This is a genomic window from Amycolatopsis kentuckyensis, assembly GCF_041679295.1.
GTDB lineage: Bacteria > Actinomycetota > Actinomycetes > Mycobacteriales > Pseudonocardiaceae > Amycolatopsis > Amycolatopsis kentuckyensis_A.
Genome location: NZ_JBGDMD010000004.1, coordinates 13,302 through 33,464, shown reverse-complemented (window position 1 = coordinate 33,464; position 20,163 = coordinate 13,302). Strand labels below are relative to the sequence as shown.

22 protein-coding genes are annotated in these 20,163 nt (G+C 71.1%); 8 read left to right on the top strand and 14 right to left on the bottom strand.

The window, feature by feature from the left end; all coding sequences use genetic code 11:
• Nucleotides 1–2: 2 nt before the first annotated feature.
• The 3 genes from ACERZO_RS16890 to ACERZO_RS16880 form a co-directional block, all read right to left on the bottom strand.
• Complete coding sequence (locus tag ACERZO_RS16890; RefSeq protein WP_372665614.1) at nucleotides 3–662, bottom strand: lysophospholipid acyltransferase family protein; 660 nt, start codon at nucleotides 660–662, stop codon at nucleotides 3–5.
• The gene (gene cmk, locus ACERZO_RS16885; RefSeq protein WP_372666414.1) at nucleotides 659–1,363 is read right to left on the bottom strand and encodes a (d)CMP kinase; all 705 of its coding nucleotides are present in this window, start codon (nucleotides 1,361–1,363) and stop codon (nucleotides 659–661) included. The genes ACERZO_RS16890 and cmk overlap by 4 nt, the downstream gene beginning before the upstream one ends.
• A 92-nt stretch (nucleotides 1,364–1,455) precedes the next feature.
• On the bottom strand, nucleotides 1,456–2,001 hold the full coding sequence (locus ACERZO_RS16880; protein WP_372666413.1) for a TetR/AcrR family transcriptional regulator: 546 nt from the start codon (nucleotides 1,999–2,001) through the stop codon (nucleotides 1,456–1,458).
• A gap of 112 nt (nucleotides 2,002–2,113) precedes the next feature.
• Here ACERZO_RS16880 and ACERZO_RS16875 point away from each other — a divergent pair, with 112 nt between their 5' ends.
• From ACERZO_RS16875 to ACERZO_RS16865, 3 genes are read left to right on the top strand one after another with little or no spacing between them, the layout of a single operon-like run.
• A complete protein-coding gene (locus tag ACERZO_RS16875) occupies nucleotides 2,114–2,482 on the top strand; it encodes a DUF4267 domain-containing protein (RefSeq protein ID WP_372665613.1) in 369 nt (122 codons plus the stop codon).
• A 36-nt stretch (nucleotides 2,483–2,518) separates the two neighbouring features.
• Entirely contained in the window at nucleotides 2,519–3,001 is a 483-nt protein-coding gene (locus ACERZO_RS16870; RefSeq protein ID WP_372665612.1) for a cation:proton antiporter regulatory subunit, read from the top strand.
• Nucleotides 3,002–3,008: 7 nt separating this feature from the next.
• Nucleotides 3,009–4,202 (top strand): cation:proton antiporter, encoded by a 1,194-nt coding sequence (locus ACERZO_RS16865; RefSeq protein ID WP_372665611.1) that lies wholly within the window; start codon nucleotides 3,009–3,011, stop codon nucleotides 4,200–4,202.
• Here ACERZO_RS16865 and ACERZO_RS16860 read toward each other — a convergent pair.
• A complete protein-coding gene (locus ACERZO_RS16860) occupies nucleotides 4,199–6,040 on the bottom strand; it encodes a Xaa-Pro dipeptidyl-peptidase (RefSeq protein ID WP_372665610.1) in 1,842 nt (613 codons plus the stop codon). The genes ACERZO_RS16865 and ACERZO_RS16860 overlap by 4 nt on opposite strands.
• 86 nt (nucleotides 6,041–6,126) lie before the next feature.
• Between ACERZO_RS16860 and ACERZO_RS16855 the strand changes: the two genes are divergently transcribed.
• Nucleotides 6,127–6,936, top strand: a complete 810-nt coding sequence (locus ACERZO_RS16855; protein ID WP_372665609.1) for an SAM-dependent methyltransferase — start codon at nucleotides 6,127–6,129, stop codon at nucleotides 6,934–6,936.
• On the opposite strand, the gene ACERZO_RS16850 is transcribed toward ACERZO_RS16855, so the two are convergent.
• The 6 genes from ACERZO_RS16850 to xerD form a co-directional block, all read right to left on the bottom strand.
• Nucleotides 6,915–7,667, bottom strand: a complete 753-nt coding sequence (locus ACERZO_RS16850) for a pseudouridine synthase (protein WP_372665608.1) — start codon at nucleotides 7,665–7,667, stop codon at nucleotides 6,915–6,917. The two genes, ACERZO_RS16855 and ACERZO_RS16850, sit on opposite strands and share 22 nt — an antisense overlap.
• Nucleotides 7,654–8,685: an SMC-Scp complex subunit ScpB gene (gene scpB / locus ACERZO_RS16845; protein ID WP_372665607.1), complete on the bottom strand. Its 1,032-nt coding sequence runs from the start codon at nucleotides 8,683–8,685 to the stop codon at nucleotides 7,654–7,656. Before scpB ends, ACERZO_RS16850 begins: the two co-directional genes overlap by 14 nt.
• Entirely contained in the window at nucleotides 8,682–9,596 is a 915-nt protein-coding gene (locus tag ACERZO_RS16840) for a segregation and condensation protein A (RefSeq protein WP_372665606.1), read from the bottom strand. The genes scpB and ACERZO_RS16840 overlap by 4 nt, the downstream gene beginning before the upstream one ends.
• Nucleotides 9,596–10,000 carry a cobyrinic acid a,c-diamide synthase gene (locus ACERZO_RS16835; RefSeq protein WP_372665605.1) on the bottom strand — a complete coding sequence of 135 codons (405 nt, stop codon included), beginning with the start codon at nucleotides 9,998–10,000 and terminating at the stop codon, nucleotides 9,596–9,598. Before ACERZO_RS16835 ends, ACERZO_RS16840 begins: the two co-directional genes overlap by 1 nt.
• Nucleotides 9,997–10,968, bottom strand: coding sequence for a ParA family protein (locus ACERZO_RS16830; RefSeq protein ID WP_372665604.1), 972 nt, complete (start codon nucleotides 10,966–10,968; stop codon nucleotides 9,997–9,999). Before ACERZO_RS16830 ends, ACERZO_RS16835 begins: the two co-directional genes overlap by 4 nt.
• 146 nt (nucleotides 10,969–11,114) lie before the next feature.
• The gene (gene xerD, locus ACERZO_RS16825) at nucleotides 11,115–12,017 is read right to left on the bottom strand and encodes a site-specific tyrosine recombinase XerD (protein ID WP_372666412.1); all 903 of its coding nucleotides are present in this window, start codon (nucleotides 12,015–12,017) and stop codon (nucleotides 11,115–11,117) included.
• A 104-nt stretch (nucleotides 12,018–12,121) separates the two neighbouring features.
• Between xerD and ACERZO_RS16820 the strand changes: the two genes are divergently transcribed.
• A complete protein-coding gene (locus ACERZO_RS16820) occupies nucleotides 12,122–12,631 on the top strand; it encodes a DUF1707 domain-containing protein (RefSeq protein ID WP_372665603.1) in 510 nt (169 codons plus the stop codon).
• Nucleotides 12,632–12,701: 70 nt separating this feature from the next.
• Here ACERZO_RS16820 and ACERZO_RS16815 read toward each other — a convergent pair whose 3' ends face one another.
• The 3 genes from ACERZO_RS16815 to ACERZO_RS16805 all read right to left on the bottom strand — a co-directional run bounded on the left by ACERZO_RS16815 (nucleotide 12,702) and on the right by ACERZO_RS16805 (nucleotide 16,280).
• Nucleotides 12,702–13,331, bottom strand: coding sequence for an NUDIX domain-containing protein (locus tag ACERZO_RS16815; protein ID WP_372665602.1), 630 nt, complete (start codon nucleotides 13,329–13,331; stop codon nucleotides 12,702–12,704).
• Entirely contained in the window at nucleotides 13,328–15,028 is a 1,701-nt protein-coding gene (locus tag ACERZO_RS16810; protein ID WP_372665601.1) for a CTP synthase, read from the bottom strand. Before ACERZO_RS16810 ends, ACERZO_RS16815 begins: the two co-directional genes overlap by 4 nt.
• A 91-nt stretch (nucleotides 15,029–15,119) precedes the next feature.
• A complete protein-coding gene (locus ACERZO_RS16805; protein ID WP_372665600.1) occupies nucleotides 15,120–16,280 on the bottom strand; it encodes an acyltransferase in 1,161 nt (386 codons plus the stop codon).
• A 456-nt stretch (nucleotides 16,281–16,736) separates the two neighbouring features.
• On the opposite strand from ACERZO_RS16805, the gene ACERZO_RS16800 reads away from it, so the two are divergent.
• A complete protein-coding gene (locus tag ACERZO_RS16800; RefSeq protein ID WP_372665599.1) occupies nucleotides 16,737–17,225 on the top strand; it encodes a hypothetical protein in 489 nt (162 codons plus the stop codon).
• Here the strand turns inward: ACERZO_RS16800 and ACERZO_RS16795 are convergent.
• A complete protein-coding gene (locus ACERZO_RS16795) occupies nucleotides 17,195–17,884 on the bottom strand; it encodes a GntR family transcriptional regulator (RefSeq protein ID WP_372665598.1) in 690 nt (229 codons plus the stop codon). The genes ACERZO_RS16800 and ACERZO_RS16795 overlap by 31 nt on opposite strands.
• A gap of 139 nt (nucleotides 17,885–18,023) precedes the next feature.
• On the opposite strand from ACERZO_RS16795, the gene ACERZO_RS16790 reads away from it, so the two are divergent.
• On the top strand, nucleotides 18,024–19,445 hold the full coding sequence (locus ACERZO_RS16790; protein ID WP_372665597.1) for an NCS1 family nucleobase:cation symporter-1: 1,422 nt from the start codon (nucleotides 18,024–18,026) through the stop codon (nucleotides 19,443–19,445).
• Nucleotides 19,442–20,149, top strand: coding sequence for an aspartate/glutamate racemase family protein (locus ACERZO_RS16785; RefSeq protein ID WP_372665596.1), 708 nt, complete (start codon nucleotides 19,442–19,444; stop codon nucleotides 20,147–20,149). The genes ACERZO_RS16790 and ACERZO_RS16785 overlap by 4 nt, the downstream gene beginning before the upstream one ends.
• The last annotated feature ends 14 nt before the right edge of the window (nucleotides 20,150–20,163 follow it).

The following is a 20,163-nucleotide window of genomic DNA, read 5'->3' as shown; positions in this document are numbered from 1 at the left end:
CCTTATGGCGAGCCGAATCCGTTTTCGGAACGCCAATCGTCCAAAGTCTTCACGAGCGCCGCGAGCTCACCGCGCAGCTCTTCGGTGCCCTGGTCGAGCCCGGTCTTCCCGGGGCCGACCTTCGGCGTGAACGGCTCCCCCACGAGGATGTCCACGCGCGGGCGCCAGCGCCTCTTGCCGTCGGCCGGCTTGCGCGTGCCCCGCGTCGCGACCGGGAGCACGGTCGCGCCGGAGGCCCGGACCAGCCAGGCCGCGCCGCGTTCGGCCGCGCCGACGTCGCCGGCCCCGCGGGTCCCCTCGGGGAAGATGCCCACGACACCGCCGTCCTTCAGCACGCCGACCGCGGTGAGCAGCGGTTTGCGGTCGATCTCGCCGCGCTTGAGCGGGATCTGCCCGATCGCCAGCATGAACTTCCCGACGATCCCGCCGAACATCTCGGCCTTGACCAGGAACGCCGAACGCCGGGGAAGCATTCCGAAGATCAGCTGCGGTTCGATCATGGAGCTGTGGTTGGCGATCACCAGCACCGGCCCGGTGGCGGGCAGGCGCTCGCGGCCGTGCACCCGGATGCGGAAGGCCGACCGCAGATAGTACCGGGCGAAGACCCGCCCGGCGTCGTGGAGTGCGCCGACGGATCCCTCCGGGAGTCCGTCAGCGGTCATCGAGCGACTTCTTCTTTGCAGCCCGCGAGCAGCCCCCGATGGCTGGCGAGCTCGCTGAGGGCGACGATCACCTGGTCGATCGACAGCTCCGAGGTGTCGACGTGCACGGCGTCGTCGGCCGCGCGCAGCGGCGAGGCGGCGCGGGTCGAGTCGAGGTGGTCGCGGCGCTCGACGCTCGCGAGGGCGTCGGCGACCGACGACTTCCGGCCGGCGGCGGTGTCCTGGGTGCTGCGGCGCGACGCGCGGACGTCGGCGGACGCGGTGAGGAAGACCTTGAGCGGCGACTCCGGCGCGACGACCGTGCCGATGTCCCGGCCCTCGACGACGATCCCGCCGCGGCGGGAGACGACGTCGTCGATGATCTGCCGCTGCCGGGCGACCAGCAGTTCGCGCACGTGCGGCACGGCGGAGACGGGCGAGACGGCCTTGGTGACCTCGGGCCCACGGATGTCGGCGGCGACGTCCTCGCCGGCCAGCCGGATCTCGGGCCGGTCGGGGCTGGTGCCGATGGCGAAGTCGGCGCTGTCGGCGAGCCGGGCGACGGCGTCCGCGTTGCCCGGGTCGACCCCGGCCCGCAGCACGGCGAGGGTGACCATCCGGTACATGGCGCCGGTGTCGAGGTAGCCGGCCCCGAGCCGCTGGGCGAGCTTGCGCGCGACGGTGGTCTTCCCGGTCCCCGACGGGCCGTCCAGCGCGACCACACCACGTAGGGCTCCCGTCACCGGCACTCTCCTCGCGTTCTCGTCCTCGTTCTCCGCCGGTGTCCATTCTGCCGGTCGGGCCGCGGAGAGGATCAGTCGCCCCGCGCGCCGAAGCGGGCGACCACCAGCGCGAGGCGCTCGTCACGGTGCTCCGGCGACAGCCGCCGCCCCCGGTCGAGGGTGATCAAACCGTGCAGCGTGCTCCAGAACACCTCGGTCAGGACGCCCGCGGTCCGGGTGCTCGCCACCGGCTCGACGACCGCGAGGAGCTCGTCGAAGCACGCCTTCATCACCTCCGGGGTGTCCTCCTCGGCGAACCGCAGTTCCGAGGCCAGCGTGAACATCGCGTCGTAGAGGGCCGGTTTCGCCTCGGCGAACTCGACGTACGCCCGCGTCACCCCGTCGAGGCCGCCGGGGCGGGCCGACCCCAGCGTCGCCGCCAGCTCGGTGAAGCCCTCCAGCGCGGCCGCCGCCATGATCGCGTCCTTGCCGCCCGGGAAGTGGCTGTAGAGCACCGGCTGGCTGTACTCGATCACCGCCGCGAGCCGGCGGGTCGTCACCGCGTCCCAGCCTTCCGCCTCGGCCAGCTCCCGGGCCGCGGTGACGATCCGCTGCCCGCGCTCGGTCCGGTCGCGCACTCGCCGTTGTCGCTGGGTCATACATCACATGCTAGCACCGCTAGACAAACTAGCGTTGCTAAGTTAGCGTTGCTAGAAATCCTAGCGGTGCTAGAAACCTGGAGGGAACACCATGCTCGTCACCGGCTACGTCCTCGTCGCGATCGTCTCGCTCGGGATCATCTACGTCGGCCTCAACTACCTCTTCGCGCCGGCCAAGATCGCCGCGGGCTTCGGCTTCACCGAGGTCCCCGAAAACGCCGAGAGCTTCCTCAACGTCAAGGGCGGCCGCGACGTCGGCGCCGGCCTGGTCCCGCTGGCCCTGATGATCTACGGCGACCCCCACGCACTGGGCTGGGTCATCCTCACCGCGGCCGCCTGGCCCGTCTTCGACATGCTGATCGTGCTGCGCCACCGGGGGAAGAAGGCCACCGCCTTCGGCGTCCACGGCCTGACCGCCGCCGTGATGGTCGTCGCGGCCCTGCTCCTGCTGCTCGGCTGAACGTCGCGAATCGGACACGTGGGTTACGGTGGTTGGGTGAACGTCGAAGTAACTCCCCTGCCCGGCATCGGGGTCCGCAAGGACTTCAGCACCCGTACCGGCCGCCGCATCGGCGTCGTCACCCAGCGGGACGGCCACACCGAGCTCATCGTGTCCAAAGCCGACGACGCCGACGCCTGCGCCGCCTCGATCCCGCTGACCGCGGACGAGGCGGGCACGCTGGCCAACCTGCTCGGCGCGCCGCAGCTGGTCGCCCAGCTCACGGAGGAACACCGCGACCTGCCGGGGATCAGCACGCGGCAGCTGCCGATCAAGCCGTCCGGCCCCTTCGACGGCCGCACGCTCGGCGACACGGCGATGCGCACCCGCACCGGCGTTTCGGTGGTCGCGGTGGCGCGGGCGGGTCAGGTGCACCCGTCGCCCACGCCCGACTTCACGCTCACCGGCGGCGATCTGCTGGTCGCCGTCGGCACCGGTGAGGGCCTCGAAGCCGCCGTCAAGATCCTGAAGTACGGCTGAGCGCACCATGGACCACACCGCGCTGTCCCTGATCGAACTGGGGGCGGTCTTCTTCGTGCTGGGCGCGCTCGGGCGCCTGGCCGGCAAGATCGGCCTCTCCCCCATCCCGCTCTACCTGCTCGGCGGCCTCTGCTTCGGCTCCGGCGGGCTGATCCCGCTGACCGACATCGGCGGTTTCACCCACCTCGCCAGCGAAATCGGCGTCGTGCTCCTGCTGTTGCTGCTGGGTCTCGAGTACTCCGCGGCCGAGCTGTTCACCGGCCTGCGCCGGTCCTGGCTCGCGGGCCTGCTCGACATCGTCCTCAACGCCGCCCCCGGCGCGGCGGTCGCGCTGCTGCTGGGCTGGGGCCCGGTCGGCGCGATGGTGATGGCGGGCGTCACGTACATCTCGTCGTCCGGGATCGTCGCGAAGGTCCTCGGCGACCTCGGCCGGCTCGGCAACCGCGAGACGCCGGTGGTGCTGTCGATCCTCGTGTTCGAGGACCTGGTGATGGCGCTCTACCTGCCGATCCTCACGGCGGTGCTGGGCGGGGTGTCCCTGCTCGGCGGCATGGAGGCCGTCGGGATCTCGCTGCTGGTGATCACGGTGGTCCTGGTGATCGCGCTGAAGTTCGGCCGGTACGTCTCGGCGGCGGTCGACAGTCCCGACCGCGAGGTGTTCCTGCTCAAGGTCCTCGGCGCGGCGCTGCTGGTGGCGGGCGTGGCCTCGGCGATGCAGGTCTCGGCGGCGGTCGGCGCGTTCCTGCTCGGCATCGCGATCTCGGGGTCGACGGCGGAGAACGCGACCCACCTGCTGGAGCCGTTGCGCGACTTGTTCGCGGCGGTGTTCTTCGTGGTGTTCGGCCTCAACACGAACCCGGCGTCGATCCCGCCGGTGCTGGGCTGGGCGATCGTGCTGGCGGTGGTGACAACGGCCTCCAAGGTCGCCACCGGCTGGTGGGCGGCGCGCCGGCAGGGCATCGGCCGCCTGGGCCGCGCCCGAGCGGGAGCGGCGTTGGTGGCGCGCGGAGAGTTTTCGATCGTGATCGCGGGGTTGGCGGTGACGGCGGGCGCGGTTTCGGGAGACCTGGCCGCGCTGGCGACGGCGTACGTGCTGCTGATGGCGATCCTCGGGCCGACGGCGGCCCGGGTGGTGGAGCCGATCGTCCGCGCGGTGCAACGGAAGTCGGCCACCCGGACGGCTCCCGCCGAAGCGAGCTAACGCAGGTCCGCCCGGCCCGCCGACGGCACGTGCTCGCCGCCGGTCACGGCCGGGTGGGTCGCCGCCGCCGGGACGACGCCGGCCAGCGGGACCGACGCCGAGGTGCGCGCCAGGTCGAGGGTCACCCGGCCCGGCTGGGCCGGTCCGCGGATGAAACTCCCGTCCGTGCCGCCGATGATCAGCGCCAGCGCGTGGCCGCGGGGCACCACGTGGTCCGTCGAGGCCAACCGGAACGTCATCGTGTACGCCGTCCCCGGCGTCAGGACCCGTTCCTGCGAAAGCGATGCGTAGTTCGCCAAGTCCGCCCAGCCCCGGCTGAGGATCGTGTAGCTCACCTTCTTCACGTCCGCCGACGCGATCCGGTAACAGGCGTCGTCACCGGTCGTCGACGAGCCCCAGCAGTTCTCCGTCGTCCCCGTCTTGATCCCCTCGCCGCTGCCGGCGAAGTTGCGGATCGTCGCCGCGCCCAGGTCGACCAGCAGCGCCGACACCCGGGCCGACGACGTGCTCGGCGTCGCCGTCACCGTCACCGCCGTCGTCCCGGAAACCTGCAGGTCCGAGGCCAACGTCCCGGTCGAGTACGTCAACGCCGCGCCGCCCGGGTTCGTCACCCACGTGTCCTCGCCCAGGCTGGGGTTGTCGGTGAAGGACGCCGTCCCGGACGCCGGCGCGGTGCCGAGCTTGCCGGACGCGGCAGGCCGCAACGTCGTCGCCACCGCTCCCGCCGCCGGGTACGCGCTCTGGTCCACCCACTGGTCCGGCTGCCGCTCGACGCTCGCCTGCGGCCCGTTCTGGACGCCGTTGTCGATGCCCAGCAGGTAGTGGTCGAACCACCGGTGCAGCAGGTCGACCCAGTCCGCACGCCGGTAGTCGAACGGGTCGACGTGCCCGGTCTGCGACAGCCAGATCTTCTTCTCGACGTTCAGCCCGGCCCACCACTGTCCGAAGTGGATGGTCTTGACGTTGAGGTCGTTGACACCGTGGGAAAGCAGGACGCTCGCCCGCACGTTACCCGCGCGCGTGACGTAGTCGCGGTCCGCCCACAGCGGCCCGTAGTCGCCGTTCGCGGTCGCGCCGGCCGTCAGGACCTGGTTCTGCGCCGCACAGTTCTGCCCGCTGTTGCGCGCCTCGACCGTCTGCGCGAGCCCCGCCGGGTTGAAGCCGAACGTCGCGCCGTCGGAGCGGTAGTAGTCGTACCAGGAGCTGATCGCCGAGATCGGCACGATCGTCTTCAGCCCGGCGACACCGGTCGCCGCGACGCCGTTGGCGATCGTGCCGTCGTAGGACTTGCCGATCATGCCGACGTTCCCGGTGCTCCAGCCCGCCGTCACCGCGCTGCCGCCGGTCTTGGCGCTGTAGCCGGTCACGCGGCCGTTCAGCCAGTCGACGACCTTGCGCGCCGAGTCGACGTCGGAGGTGCCGCCGACGTCCGCGCAGCCGGCCGAACGGTTCGTCCCGGCCAGGTCGACGAGCACCACGGCGTACCCGCGCGGCACGAAGTAGTTGTCGTAGAACAGCGGGAACTTCACCGGCTTCCCGGCGCTGTCGTACGACTTCAGCTCGCTCTCGTTGCCACGCCCGCAGCACGAGTAGTACGGGCTGGCGTCCATGATCACCGGCACCCGCGAAGTGGTTTCGCTCGGCCGCACGATGTCGGCGGCGACCCGGTCGGAGCGCCCGTCGCCGTCGCCGTCGTGGCCGATATCGACCCAGACGGTTTCGCGGATCGCTTTCGCGTAGTCGTAGACCGGTTCGCTCGCCGCGGGCGCCGCGGCCGCCGGGGCCACCGCACCGGACAGGAGCACCGCGAGGACCCCGCACACCACCCCGAGTCGCATACCCGTCACGCTAGCGAGCCGGCGAGGCCGCCCACCACGGCGGAAAGTGGGTAGCTTTGGCGGACGTGACGGATTCCCTCCCGCCCGTGAGCCGCACGGCCGTCGGCGTCGCCGCGTTGCGCGCCTACGAGAGCGGCCGCCCGGACCGCCTGTTCGACGACCCGTACGCCGCTGCCTTCTACGAGGCCGGCCGCTCGGCGCTCCCCGAGCGCGGCGGTGCGCAGGCGGGCCTGGGCGCCCTGATGTACCCGCAGATCGTGGTCCGGACCCGGTTCTTCGACGACTACCTGCTCGGCTCCGGCTGCGCGCAGGTCGTGCTCCTCGCAGCCGGGCTCGACGCGCGCGCCTTCCGGCTGGCCTGGCCGCCGGGCACCCGGCTGTTCGAGCTCGACCTGCCGGACGTGCTGGCGTTCAAGGAAGACGTGCTCGCCGCGCAGGGCGCGACACCGGCCTGCGAACGGATCGTCGTGCGCGCGGACCTGCGGGAGGACTGGGCCACAGCGCTGCGCGAAGCCGGGTTCGACCCGGCCGTGCCGACGGCGTGGCTGGCCGAGGGGCTCCTGATCTACCTGTCGTACGAGGAGGCGTCCGGGCTCCTGACCACTGTGGGCGAGCTGTCCGCCCTGGGCAGCCGGGTCTCGTTCGAGCACCGGGCGGGCGAAGCGCCGGACAGCCTGGTCTCGCGCGCCCGCGCGACCGAAGACGGCGAGCACGTCACGGCACTCTGGCGCGGCGGCCTGCGGGACACCGCGCCGGAGTGGCTGGCCGCCCACGGCTGGGAGCCGTCGACGGTCACCCGCGCCGAGCTGGCCACCGCCTACGGCCGGCCGTCGGACGACGACGCGACCGCCGGCGGGTTCGTCACCGCCCGGTTTCAGAGCTCCACGTTGCGGTAGAGCGCGCCGACCTCGGTCTTCGTCAGCCGCCGGATCGAGCCGACGCGCTGGTTGCCGAGCTGGACGTCGCCGACCGCGGTGCGGACCAGCTTGAGCACCGGGTGACCGGTGTCCTTGAGCAGGCGGCGCACGATGTGCTTCTTGCCCTCGTGGATGACCAGCTCGACCAGCGACTTGCCGGAGTGCATGTCCTTGACCCGGAACTGGTCGACCTTGACGATGCCGTCCGGCAGCTCCCAGCCGTTGCGCAGCTCCTTGCCGAGCCCGCGCGGCACGAGGCCGTCGACCTCGGCGAGGTAGGTCTTGAGCACCCGGTACGACGGGTGCATCAGCCGGTGGCCGAGGTCGCCGTCGTTGGTGAGCAGCAGCAGGCCCTCGGTGTTCTCGTCGAGCCGGCCGACGTGCACGACGCCGGGCGTCTCCTCGTAGCGGCCGGCGAGGTAGTCGCCGACGCAGGGGCGGCCGCGGTCGTCCGACATGGTCGAGTGCACGCCCTTGGGCTTGTTCAGGGCGAGGTAGATCAGGTCGTCGCGCAGGTTCACGCGGGTGCCGTCGACGTGGATGACCGCCTCGTCGGGGTGGACGCGGCGGCCCAGCTCGGTGACGACCTCGCCGTCCACCTCGACCCGGCCGGCCGCGATCAGGTCCTCCGCCGCACGCCGGGAGGCGACCCCGGCCTGCGACAGCACCTTCTGCAGGCGGATGCCGTCGGGGTGTTCACTGGATGTCATCGATGGTGTCCACTTCGGGTAGCAGCGGAGCGATCGGGGGCAGGTCGTTCAGTGACGACAGCCCCAGTCGCTCCAGGAACAGCTCGGTCGTCACGTACAGCGTGCCGGTCGTCTCGGGATCGGTCCCCATCTCTTCGATGAGGCCGCGCGCGAGCAGCGTCCGGATCACGCCGTCCACGTTCACGCCCCGCACCGCGGCGACCCTGGCCCGGGTCACCGGCTGCCGGTACGCGATCACGGCGAGGCTCTCCAGCGCGGCCCGGGTCAGCTTCGACCGCTGGCCGTCCAGCAGGAGCTTCTCCACGAACGGGGCATGGACATCCCTAGTGTAGAACCGCCACCCTTCGCCGACGCGGCGCAGGTCGATCCCGGAGGTCCGGTCGGTGAACTTCTGTGCCATGGTGCGCAGGGCGACGACGATCCGCGCCTTGGGTTGTTCGAGGGTTTCGGCGAGCAGCTCTTCGCTGGCCGGCGAGTCGACGACGAGGAGAAGCGCTTCCAGCGCGGCTTCGAGGGCCTCGTCGGACGAGACGTCGGGCAGCAGGCTGATGTCCCCGGTGGCGACCAGGTCCGACTCGGGATCGTCGGGGTCGAGGGCGGGGTCGGTCTCCGGGCTTTCACGTGAAAGCTCCGCATCGGCTTCGGGCTCGGCCGGGGTCTCCTCGGCGGGGGTCCCGGGTTCGGCCGGCTCAGGTTCGGCCGGGCTTTCCTCGGCCGGCGCCTCGGGGTCGGCCGGCGCGGGCTCGGCGGCGGCCTCCTCGGTGGGTGCATCGCGCTCGGCCGGGGTCTCCTCGGCGGGGACCTCGCTTGCGGCCTCTTCCACCGCAGGTGCCTCGGCGACCAGGGGCTCCTCCGGCTCGCCGTCCTCGGTGACCGGCTCGCCGGACAGCGCCTCGTCGAGCGCCAGTTCGGCCGCGGCTTCCTCCGGTTCTTCGCTTGCCGGCGGTTCCGGGGCCTCGACCGGCTCCGAGACCGGCTGCTCCGACCCCGGCTCCGGCGTCTTGTCTTCGGGGCTCACCCGTACTCCTCTTCGTCTCCGGCGGCGCGGTCCAGTTCGGCCGCCGCGGAGGCCTCTTCCTTCGAGCCGCCCGTCCAGCGGACGTGCAGCTCGGCCAGCGCCTCCGTCTGCTCGAACTGGACCGTCGCCTCGCGGTAGAGCTCCAGCAGCGCCAGGAAGCGCGCCACGATCTCGACCGTGTGCTCGCAGTCGTCGACCAGCTCGCCGAACGTCGCCTGCCCGCGCTCGGCCAGTTTGACCCGCAGCAGCGCCGCGTGCTCGCGGACCGACACGCGGCCCATGTGGATGTGGGCGATCGACACCGTCGGCGGCGGCTTCGGCCGGAACACCGCCACCGCGACCTCCGCGAACTTCTGCGGCGTCACGCCCAGCATCACCTCGGGCAGCAGCCCGATGAACCGCTCCTCCAGCGCCACCGACCGCGGGTAGCGCCGCAGCGCGCCCTGCTCCAGCTCGCCGAACAACGCCGCCACCTGCTTGTACGCGCGGTACTGCAGCACGCGCGCGAAGAGCAGGTCACGGGCCTCCAGCAGCGCCAGGTCGTCTTCGCTCTCGACCTCGGCCGCGGGCAGCAGGCGCGCCGCCTTCAGGTCCAGCAGCGTCGCCGCGATGACCAGGAACTCCGTCGTCTCGTCGAGGTTCCAGTCGGTGCCCAGCGCGCGCGTGTACGCGATGAAGTCGTCGGTGACCCGGTGCAGCGCCACCTCGGTGACGTCGAGCTGGTGCTGCGAGATCAGCTGCAGCAGCAGGTCGAACGGCCCCTCGAAGTTGGCCAGCCGCACCTTGAACTTCGACGTGCTCAGCTCTTCGGTGTTGACGCCTTCGGGGATCATCCCGCCGTGCACCGTCTGGTGCTCTTCGGGGACCTGTTCCTCCGGAGCCGATGCCGGGGCCGGTTCCGGCTCGTCCATCAGCCCTCGGTTTCGCCGCCGTCTGAGCCGACCACCCGCAGCCGCTGCACCAGCACCGACTCTTCGCCGTTCTGATCGAAGTCGGCCAGCAGCACGGCGACCGCCTCGCGGACCAGCCGGCCGCGGTCGACGACCAGGTCGTGCTTCGCGCGCAGCGTCAGCCGGGCCTGTTCCATGGCCAGCAGCTCGTCGCCGGAGACGTAGACGGTGATCTTCGCGTCGTGCTTGGTCCGGCCCGACCCGTGCGGGGCCGCGCTGCGGGCGAGCTGCTCGGTGCGGCCGTTGCCCGCGGGCTTGGGCTTCTCGGCGGGCTCGGGCGGCGCCTGGGGCGGGAGGTCGAGAGCGGGGCTGGAAGTGATGCGGAAGAGTTCCGACGCTCCGGGCAGGGAGGCGCGCCTGCTCACCGAGCGATCACCTCGCGGGCCAGCTGACGGTACGCCGCCGCGCCGGCCGACTTGGGCGCCCAGGTCGTGATCGGCTCACCCGCGACCGTCGTCTCGGGGAACCGCACGGTGCGGTTGATGACCGTGTCGAACACGGTCTCGCCGAATGCCTCCACCACGCGAGCCATGACCTCCTTCGAGTGCAGGGTTCTCGGGTCGTACATGGTGGCGAGAATCCCGACTATGTCCAGTTTGGGGTTGAGCCGTTCCTGCACCTTCTCGATCGTGTCGATCAGGAGCGCGACGCCTCGGAGACTGAAGAACTCGCACTCGAGCGGGATGATCACGCCGTCCGCGGCGGTCAGCGCGTTCACCGTGAGCAAGCCGAGTGAGGGCTGGCAGTCGACAAGAACATAGTCGTAGTCGTTCATGACCGGACGCAGGACCCGTAACAACGTGTGCTCGCGCCCTACCTCAGCGACGAGCTGGACCTCCGCCGCGGACAGGTCGATGTTGCTCGGCAGCAGGTCAACGCCGTCGACGCGGGTTTTCATCAGCACGTCGGTGGCGCTGACCGACCGCTCCATGATGGCGTTGTAGACCGTGTGGTCCAGTTCGTGCGGCTGGATGCCGAGGCCGACCGCGAGGGCGCCCTGCGGGTCGAAGTCGACGAGCAGCACCTTGCGGCCGTACTCGGCGAGGGCGGCACCCAGGTTGATGGTCGACGTCGTCTTGCCGACGCCGCCCTTCTGGTTGCACATCGCCATGATCTTGGCCGGGCCGTGCTTGTCCAGCGGGGCCGGGTCGGGGTGCTCGCGGATCGGGCGGCCGGTCGGCCCGATGCCCTCGAGCTTGACCTTCTTGCCGTTGCGCTCCTGCGGCTCGTCGCCGTCGTGGATCTCCGGCGTCGCGATCTTGACGTCGTTGAGGTTCGCCGCCGCCGACCCGGCGGACTCGGCCGCGTGGGCCGGCTGGTTCGGTGTCGACATGGCGAGAAGACTCCTTGTTCGTCGCGTCCGCCGCAGCCTATGCGCGGAGCCGGAGCCCCGGCAAAGCAACGCGCCGGACTCGACGGGGCAATGTCACTCGACCGTCGGTGCAGCGTAGGAAGGCCCTTCGGCTTCTATAGGGCCATCTAGCCCAGTGCTCGCGGGTGCGCCGTCGCGTACACCTCGCGCAGGGTGTTGACCGTGACCAGCGTGTACACCTGTGTCGTCGTCACCGAGGCGTGGCCGAGCAGCTCCTGGACGACCCGGACGTCCGCGCCGCCCTCGAGCAGGTGCGTGGCGAAGGAGTGGCGGAGCGTGTGCGGCGACACCACGGCGGCGATCCCCGCCCGTTCGGCGGTGTCCTTGAGGACCTGCCACGCGCTCTGCCGCGAAAGCCGGCTGCCGCGGGCGTTGAGGAACAGCGCCGCGGTGCCGCGGCCGTGCGCGGCGAGGGCCGGCCGGGCGCGGACGGTGTAGGCGTGCAACGCGGCGAGCGCGGGCCGCCCGATCGGGACGAGCCGCTGCTTGCCGCCCTTGCCGTCGAGCAGGACGGTGCGTTCGGCGTCGTCGACGTCGTCGACGTCCAGGCCGACGGCCTCGGAGATGCGGGCGCCGGTCGAGTACAGCAGCTCCAGCAGCGCCCGGTCGCGCAGCGGGCGCTCGCCGTCCGGCGGCGGGGTCTCGAGCAGCCGCAGGACGTCGTCGACCGGCAACGCCTTGGGCAGCCGCTTCGCCGGCGTCGGCGGCCGAACTTCGCGGGCCGGGTTGTGCTCGGTGAGGCCTTCGGCGTGGGCGAACTTGTGCAGGCCGCGCACGGCGACGAGCGCCCGCGCGGCCGAAGACGCCGCCAGCGGCCGGTGCTCGTCGTCGCCTTCGCGCAGCGCGGCGCCGAACGACGTGACGTGCGCGGCGGTGACGTCGGCGACCTTGGCGACGCCGGCGCCGTCGAGGTGCGCGGCGTACCGGCGCAGGTCACGGGCGTAGCTGTCCAGGGTGTTGCGCGCGGTCCCGCGTTCGACGACGAGGTGGTCGAGGTACGCGGCGATCACGGCGTCGGTGCTGCCCGCGGCTACCACGCCGTCACCTTAGGCCGCCCGGGGCTCGTGACCCGGCAGAAACCCCGTTCTCAGGTTCGCGCGGTTACCTTGGATTCATGGAGTCGGACCAGCTCCGCATCGGCACGGCCGAGCGGGAGGAAGCGGCGCGGCTGCTCGCCGACCACTTCGGCATGGGCCGCATCACGCCGGACGAGTACGAGACGCGGGTGACGGACGCCTACGCGGCGACGACCCTCGGCGACCTGCGGCCGCTGTTCCGCGACCTGCCACCCCCGCACCCGGGCTTCTTCGGGCCGCCGCCGGCGTACGCGCAGGCGACGATGCAGCTGCCGATGTACGCGCCGGACCCGTACGCGCCGCCGCCCGCCCCGATGCCGTACGCGCCGGTCCCGTACTCCTACCGGTCCAAGACCGTGGCCGGCGTGCTCCAGATCGTGCTGCCGTTCGGCGTGGGGCGGTTCTACACCGGCCAGGTCGGGCTGGGCCTGCTCCAGCTGTTCGTGGTGCTGATGACCGGGATCGGCATCCTGTGGCCGATCATCGACGGCATCCTGCTGCTGCGGGACGGCGGCCTGGACGCCCAGGGCCGCCCCCTGCGCCCCTGAAACGACGTGAATGACTCATTCATGTCGCCTGGCGACATGAATGAGTCATTCACTACATCGGAACGCGGGCTCAGGACTGCTTGCGCTTGGCGAACGCCGTCGGGCGGTCCGCCCAGGGTGCGTCGGCCGGCCGGGCCGAACCCGCGCCGGTGAGCACCGCGTGCGTCGCCAGCACGCCCGACACCGTGGCGCCGTTCAGCAGCTCGCCGGAGAGGGCCATCCGGACCGCCTCGGCGAGCGGGAACTTGCGGATCACCAGGTCCGCCTCCTCCTCGCCGAGCACGTCACGGTCCACTTCGGACAGTCCACGGGCCAGGAAGACCCGCACGACCTCGTCGGTGAAGCCGGGCGACGCCGCGACGTCGACCAGCGTCACCCAGTCCGACGCGGCCAGCCCGACCTCCTCGACCAGTTCCCGGCGAGCGGTGCCCACCGGGTCTTCGCCGAGGTGGTCGATCAGGCCCGCCGGCAGCTCCCACAGCCGGTGCCCGATCGGGTGCCGGTACTGGTGGATGAGCGTGACGTGCTCCTCCTCGTCCAGCGCGACGATCGCCACCGCGCCGAGGTGCTCGATCACCTCGCGGACCGCGGTGTCCCCGCCCGGCATCACGACGTCGTCGATCCGCAGGCCGACGACGCGTCCGATGTGGACGTCCCGGCTGGAGGCGACGCTGAACTCGTGCTCGCCCGGGGCGGTCATCGGGCGGCCACCGGCGCCTCCGGCAGCTCGACCGGCAGCCGCTCGGCGACCTTGCGGTCGACGACGGCCTTGACGAACGCGCTGAACAGCGGGTGCGGCCGGGTCGGGCGGCTCTTGAGCTCCGGGTGCGCCTGGGTGCCGACGAAGAACGGGTGCTTGTCGGCGGGCAGCTCGACGAACTCGACCAGGCGGTCGTCCGGCGACGTGCCGGAGAACACCAGGCCCGCGTCCGAGAGCTGCTTGCGGTAGGCGTTGTTCACCTCGTAGCGGTGGCGGTGGCGCTCGGACACCTCGGTGGTGCCGTACGCCTTCGCGACCTGCGAACCCGGCTTGAGCTTCGCCGGGTACGCGCCGAGCCGCATGGTGCCGCCCATGTCCCGCTCGCCCGCGACGACGTCGCGCTGGTCGGCCATCGTCGAGATCACCGGGTGCGTGGTGTTCTCGTCGAACTCCGACGACCCGGCGTCCTTGATCCCGGCCAGGTGCCGCGCGGCCTCGATGACCATGCACTGCAGGCCGAGGCACAGGCCGAGCAGCGGCACGCCGCGGGTGCGGGCGTACTCGATCGCGCCGACCTTGCCCTCGATGCCACGGATGCCGAACCCGCCCGGGATCAGCACACCGTCCACATCGGACAGCACGGACGCGGCGCCGGACGCGGTCTGCGCGTCGTCGGAGGCGACCCAGACGATCTCGACCTTGGCGCGGTGGGCGAACCCGCCCGCGCGCAGGGCCTCGGTGACCGACAGGTAGGCGTCCGGCAGGTCGATGTACTTGCCGACGACCGCGATCCGCACGATCTCGTTCGGGTTGTGCACCCGGTCGAGCAGGTCGCCCCACACCGTCCAGTCGACGTCGCGGAACGGCAGCCCGAGGCGGCGGACGACGTAGGCGTCGAGCGCCTCGCCGTGCAGCACCTTCGGGATGTCGTAGATCGACCGCGCGTCCGGGCAGGCGATGACGGCCTCGGTGTCGACGTCGCACATCAGGCCGATCTTGCGCTTGAGGTCCTCGGGGATCTCGCGGTCGGCCCGGCAGACCAGCGCGTCGGGCTGGATGCCGATGTTGCGCAGCGCGGCGACCGAGTGCTGGGTCGGCTTCGTCTTGAGCTCGCCCGACGGCGCCAGGTACGGCACCAGCGAGACGTGCAGGAAGAAGCAGTGGTCGCGGCCGACGTCGTGGCGGACCTGGCGGCAGGCCTCCAGGAACGGCAGCGACTCGATGTCGCCGACCGTGCCGCCGACCTCGGTGATCACGACGTCCGGGGCGTTCCCGGCCTCGTCGGGTTCGGCCGCGGCGGTGATCCGGGCCTTGATCTCGTCGGTGATGTGCGGGATGACCTGCACGGTGTCGCCGAGGTACTCGCCGCGGCGCTCCTTGGCGATCACCTCGGAGTAGACCTGGCCGGTCGTGACGTTGGCCTTGCCGTCGAGGTCGCGGTCGAGGAAGCGCTCGTAGTGCCCGATGTCGAGGTCGGTCTCGGCGCCGTCGTCGGTGACGAACACCTCACCGTGCTGGAACGGGTTCATCGTCCCGGGGTCGACGTTGAGGTACGGATCGAGCTTCTGCATCGTGACGCGAAGCCCGCGCGCGGTAAGGAGTTGTCCCAGGCTCGAAGCCGTGAGTCCTTTACCCAGAGAGGAGGCAACGCCTCCGGTGACAAAAACGTACTTGGTAGCCCGTGACTGAAGTCCCACGGGCCGCCAGCATATCCCAAGTCCGCGGATCCGCGCGCTGTGACATGCCCGAACCGCCTTTTGTGCTCCTGACCACCCTTTCGGGGGCGGATCAGGCGGTCGCCTTCACCGCCCGCAGCCGCGGGCGGCCGGTGAGCGCGCGGCTGCCGGGCAGCCGGCGCAGGGCCTCGACGATCAGGACCGTCGACACGATCGTCGCCAAGTAGATGACCACGCTCAGCCAAGGAGCGCCGAAGTGCTCCGCCACGACCGGGATCACCGGGCCGAGCAGGGCCAGCGCCAGCGGGTGGACCAGGAAGATGCTGAACGACCGGTTCGCCGCCCAGGACACCAGGCGGGCGCCGCGGCTGCCGTCGGTGCGGCGGCCCGACCACCAGGTGGCGAACGCGTAGATCGCGGCGATGACGGTGACGCACCACGGGATCAGGTACGGCTGGAACGGGTCGCTGGCCACCTGCGGGAACGTTCCACTGTGGACGGTGTGCAGGTAGACCCACTCCGTGCCCGCCAGCACGGCCACGAGCAGGCCGCCGAGCAGCAGCCGGTGCCGGCCGACCCAGGCGTGCACGGTCTCGAAGTGCATGGCCACGACCGCGCCGAACAGCGTGTAGAACTGGTACGGCAGCACCGTGGCGTACAGGTGGGTGATCGTCTCGTAGCTCACGCCGAACGGCTGGTAGGTCATGAAGAGCGTCACGGCGACCTGCAGCACCCCGCTGCCGAGCAGCAGCCACTTGTGCTTGCCCTCGGTCGCCCGCAGCAGCTTCACGATCCACGGGAACAGCAGGTACACCTGCATCGTCACCAGCAGGAAGTACAGGTGGTACCAGGCGCCGCCGGTGACGAGGTCCTTGAGCAGCAGGCGCATCGACGCCTCGAGCGAGTCCGGCTGCTGCGTGCCGGTCACGAGCGAGAACGCCCAGAAGAACATCGACCACGCCAGGTAGGGCGTGGCGACCAGCGGCAGCCGCTTGCGCCAGAAGTCGCCGGGGGTGATCTCGCGGCCGCGGTTCTGGAAGACCAGCACGAACCCGGTGAGCGCGAAGAACGCCTCCCGCGTGAAGTGCAGTGGCGTCTCGACGGCGTTGGCGCCGACGTCCTGCGCGAAGTTCGTCGCGCCGACCACGTGGATGAGGATCACGCAGGCGAAGGTGACCAGCCGGAACAGGTCGATCTGGTGCAGGTACGGCGCTTTCCCACCCGGTCTCGCGATCCGGGAGGGCGCTTCGAGAGTGGCCTGGGCAGTCGTCATCGTGCCGCCGTTCCGGCACCGTCGTCGGCGTGGTTCACGTTGTCAGACTTGCCACCCATTCTGTGAATTTCCCATGAAGGCACTGGGAAGCGCCTGTTGGCAGCGGGCCTGCGGGCTGTTGGATATGCCACGTCCGCTCATGGAGCGAAGACCCGTGGATCATGTTAATACGTGAGTGCGCCGGTACCGAGCGTGACCTTCGTCATCCGGCCGTGATCAGCGGAAAACCTCCCGCTCGACCTCCTGCCGGACCGCTTCGAGCCCGGCGCGCAGTTCGGCGTGTCCCACCGAGCCGAGCGCCAGCCCGCGGTGCGGCTGGTAGCGCAGCAGCGCGTCGAGGTCGCCCGCCGTGGCGAGGTCCCGCAGTGCCCCGCCCCTGTTCGCAGCTGACCAGTCCCATCGCTTCGAGCTCGGCGTACACGCGGGACGGCGAGCCCCACGCCGCGGGTGACGTCGATGAACGGCGTCACGATCGACGCGACGACCGACCTCGACGAGGCCTGCACCGCCGGCGCCGTGATCGTCGGCAGCGGCGCGAAGACCCGCGAGGTCGTCGAAGACCCGGCGATCATGCGCACGCTGGCCCGGCTTGACCCGGCCCGGCAGCTGCTCGGCGCGCAGTGCTCCGGCACGCTCGTCCTGGCGAAGCTCGGGCTGCTCGCCGACGTGCCCGCGTGCACCGACCTCACGACCAAGCCGTGGGTCCTCGCGGCCGGCGTCGAGGTGCTGAACCAGCCGTTCTTCGCCCGCGGCACCCTGGCCACCGCCGGTGGCTGCCTCGCCTCGACCTACCTCGCCACCTGGGTCCTCGCCCGGCTGCGCGGGCTCGACGCCGCGACGAGCGCCATGCACTACGTCGCTCCCGTCGGCGAGAAGGACGAGTACGTCGAGCGGGCACTGCGGGCCGTGACGCCCTACCTCGAGCCGGCCGCCGCCGCTTCCTGATCCGGCTCGTCACCGAAGAGGGATCTCAGCGTCACCTCGCGGTTGACCCGCACGTGCTCGACTGCTTCGCCGTGTGCCCGGTCCGCGTCGCCGGACGCGATGGCGTCGTAGAGGCGGCGGTGCTCGTCGAGCAGTTCGGCCCAGTGCTCGTTCTGGCTCGTGAGCCAGCGGAGCCGGCCCTGCAGGGGCTGCAGCATCGTGGTGAGCAGCGCGTTGCCGGCGATGGCGACGATCTCGTCGTGGAAGCGCGAGTTGAGCACCGTGATCCGGGCCGCGTCGCCCCGGGCTGTCGCGCGGGCGGCGTCGGCGAGCACCCGCTCGAGCCGCTTCAGCTCCGCCGCGCCCGCCCGTTCGGCGGCGCGCCCCGCCGCGAGTCCTTCGAGGGCTTCCCGGACGTCGAACAGCTCCTCGACGTCCACCCGCGCGAGCTGCCGGACGACGATCCGGCGCGCCGACTGCTCGACGAGGAAACCTTCGGCTTCGAGGCTGCGGATGGCCTCGCGGACGGGCACCCTGGAGACCCCGAAGTCCTCGGCCAGCTCGCGCTCGACCAGCCGGTCGCCCGGACGGAGGCGGCCGGTCAGGATCCGTTCGCGCAGCTCGTCGCGCACCCGCTGCCGGGTGGCCGCGAGGGGCTGCCGCTCGCTCGCCGTCGTCACCGGTCCCCTCTCTTCAACACGCCCGTAACACGAGTTTACGGGCCGGAGGGTTGACGGCGGCGGACCTCGGGGTGATATTTGGGATGCCAAACTTTGGTATCCCAAATCGCCGTCGCGGCACGTCGATCGGAGGGCCCGCATGACCGTCGCCCCGCTCACCGACTCCCAGCAGGAAACGACCGCGCCACCCGACCCCCGGCTCTGGAACGAGGACCTCGCTCCGGCGAAGGAACGCCGTTGGAAGGTCTACGACATCTTCGCGCTGTGGATGTCCGACGTGCACAACCTCGGCAACTACACCTTCGCGGCCGGCCTGTTCGTGCTCGGCCTGTCCGCCTGGCAGGTGTTCACCGCCCTGCTGTTCGGCTTCGTCATCATCTACTTCGGCATGAACCTGATGGGCCGGATCGGGCAGCGCACCGGCGTCCCGTTCCCGGTCGTCGCGCGGATCAGCTTCGGCACGTTCGGCGCCAACCTGCCCGCGCTCATCCGGGCGATCATCGCGATCTTCTGGTACGGCATCCAGACCTACCTCGCGAGCGTCGCCATCACGCTGCTCGTGCTCACCATCGACCCGGGCCTGAAACCGTGGACCGAGCACGGCTTCCTCGGCCTGCACGCACTCGGCTGGATCTGCTTCATCGCGCTGTGGGCGGTCCAGGCGCTCATCCTGACCCGCGGCATGGAGTCGGTGCGCAAGTTCCAGGACTGGTGCGGGCCGGCGATCTGGGTCGTCATGATCGCGCTCGCCGTCTGGATCCTCGCCGCCGGCAACTGGCACATTTCCCTGACGAGCAGCCCGAAACAGCTCTCCACCGGTGAGCAGATCCGCCAGTGGTTCGGCGCGGCCGGCCTGATCCTGGCCACCTACGGCACGCTGATGCTGAACTTCTGCGACTTCTCCCGCAACGCCCCGGACCAGAAGACGGTGAAGCGCGGCAACTTCTGGGGCCTGCCGATCAACTCGACGGCGTTCGCGCTGCTGTCGGTGATCGTCACCGCGGGCAGCATGCAGGTGTTCGGCGAGGCCATCACCGACCCGGCCGAGCTCCTGGCCAAGGTGCACAACACCCCGGTGCTGATCATCGGCGCGCTGACGTTCGCCATCGCCACCATGGGCGTCAACATCGTCGCGAACTTCGTCTCCCCCGCCTACGACCTGGCCAACATCTGGCCGAAGCGGATCACCTTCACCATCGGCGGGATGATCAGCGCGGTCGCCGCGCTGTGCGTGCTGCCGTGGAAGCTGTACTCCTCCCCGGCGGTGGTCAACTACTTCCTCGGCGGGCTCGGCGCGTTCCTCGGCCCGCTGTTCGGGATCATGATCGTCGACTACTACCTGATCCGGCGCGGCAAGGTGGACGTCGCCCAGCTGTTCGTCGCCGACGGGAGCTACCCGCGGGTGAACCCGCGTGCGCTGGTGACGTTCTTCCCGACGGCCGCGCTGTCCGCGGTGATCGCGCTGGTGCCGTTCTTCGCGCCGGCCGCGCCGTACTCGTGGTTCATCGGCACGGCGTCGTCGGCGGTTTTGTACTTCGCGGTGTCGAGGAAGCACCGATGAGGATCGTCGTCACCAACTGCAACACCACCGAGGCGATGACGAAGGAGATCGAAGCCGGGGCCCGCGCGGCCGCGAGTCCCGGCACCGAGATCCTCGCCCGGACACCGCGCTGGGGCCCGGAGTCGGCCGAGGGCTGGCTGGACAGCTTCCTGTCCGCCGCGGCCGTGCTGGACCTGTTGCGGGGCTTGGAAGAACCGTTCGACGCCGTCGTGCTCGCCGGGTTCGGCGAGCACGGTCGCGAAGGCGCCCGCGAACTGCTGGACGTCCCGGTCGTCGACATCACCGAAGCCGCCGCGCACCTGGCCTGCCTGCTCGGCCGCCGCTACGGCGTCGTGACCACTTTGGACCGGACGTGCGGGCTGATCGAGGACAGCCTGCACGCGGCGGGCGTCGCGCAGAACTGCGTCACGGTCACCGGCGCCGGGCTCGGTGTGCTGGAGCTGACGGACGAGCGTCGCACGGAATCGGCGTTGCTGACCGCCGGCCGCCGCGCGCGGGACGCCGGCGCGGAGGTGCTCGTGCTCGGCTGCGCCGGGATGACCGGCCTGGACCGGAAAATCGCGACGATGCTGGACATCCCGGTCATCGACGGCGTCGCGGCGGCGGTCCGGCTCGCGGAATCGCTGGTGGCACTGGGGTTGAAGACGAGCCGCGCGGGGTCGTACGCGCGGCCGTTGGACAAGCGCCGCACCTGGCCTGATTGACACCCGCCGCCCGA

Coding starts and splice junctions, on each gene's coding strand:
- ACERZO_RS16860 (WP_372665610.1), bottom strand. CDS start 6,040: ATGCGACTCGGGGTGGTGTGCGGGGTCCTCGCGGTGCTCCTGTCCGGT.
- ACERZO_RS16790 (WP_372665597.1), top strand. CDS start 18,024: ATGACCGTCGCCCCGCTCACCGACTCCCAGCAGGAAACGACCGCGCCA.
- ACERZO_RS16890 (WP_372665614.1), bottom strand. CDS start 662: ATGACCGCTGACGGACTCCCGGAGGGATCCGTCGGCGCACTCCACGAC.
- ACERZO_RS16840 (WP_372665606.1), bottom strand. CDS start 9,596: ATGGACGAGCCGGAACCGGCCCCGGCATCGGCTCCGGAGGAACAGGTC.
- ACERZO_RS16815 (WP_372665602.1), bottom strand. CDS start 13,331: ATGACCGCCCCGGGCGAGCACGAGTTCAGCGTCGCCTCCAGCCGGGAC.
- ACERZO_RS16820 (WP_372665603.1), top strand. CDS start 12,122: ATGGAGTCGGACCAGCTCCGCATCGGCACGGCCGAGCGGGAGGAAGCG.
- ACERZO_RS16875 (WP_372665613.1), top strand. CDS start 2,114: ATGCTCGTCACCGGCTACGTCCTCGTCGCGATCGTCTCGCTCGGGATC.
- ACERZO_RS16785 (WP_372665596.1), top strand. CDS start 19,442: ATGAGGATCGTCGTCACCAACTGCAACACCACCGAGGCGATGACGAAG.
- ACERZO_RS16805 (WP_372665600.1), bottom strand. CDS start 16,280: ATGACGACTGCCCAGGCCACTCTCGAAGCGCCCTCCCGGATCGCGAGA.
- ACERZO_RS16830 (WP_372665604.1), bottom strand. CDS start 10,968: ATGTCGACACCGAACCAGCCGGCCCACGCGGCCGAGTCCGCCGGGTCG.
- ACERZO_RS16865 (WP_372665611.1), top strand. CDS start 3,009: ATGGACCACACCGCGCTGTCCCTGATCGAACTGGGGGCGGTCTTCTTC.
- ACERZO_RS16850 (WP_372665608.1), bottom strand. CDS start 7,667: ATGACATCCAGTGAACACCCCGACGGCATCCGCCTGCAGAAGGTGCTG.
- ACERZO_RS16800 (WP_372665599.1), top strand. CDS start 16,737: ATGAACGGCGTCACGATCGACGCGACGACCGACCTCGACGAGGCCTGC.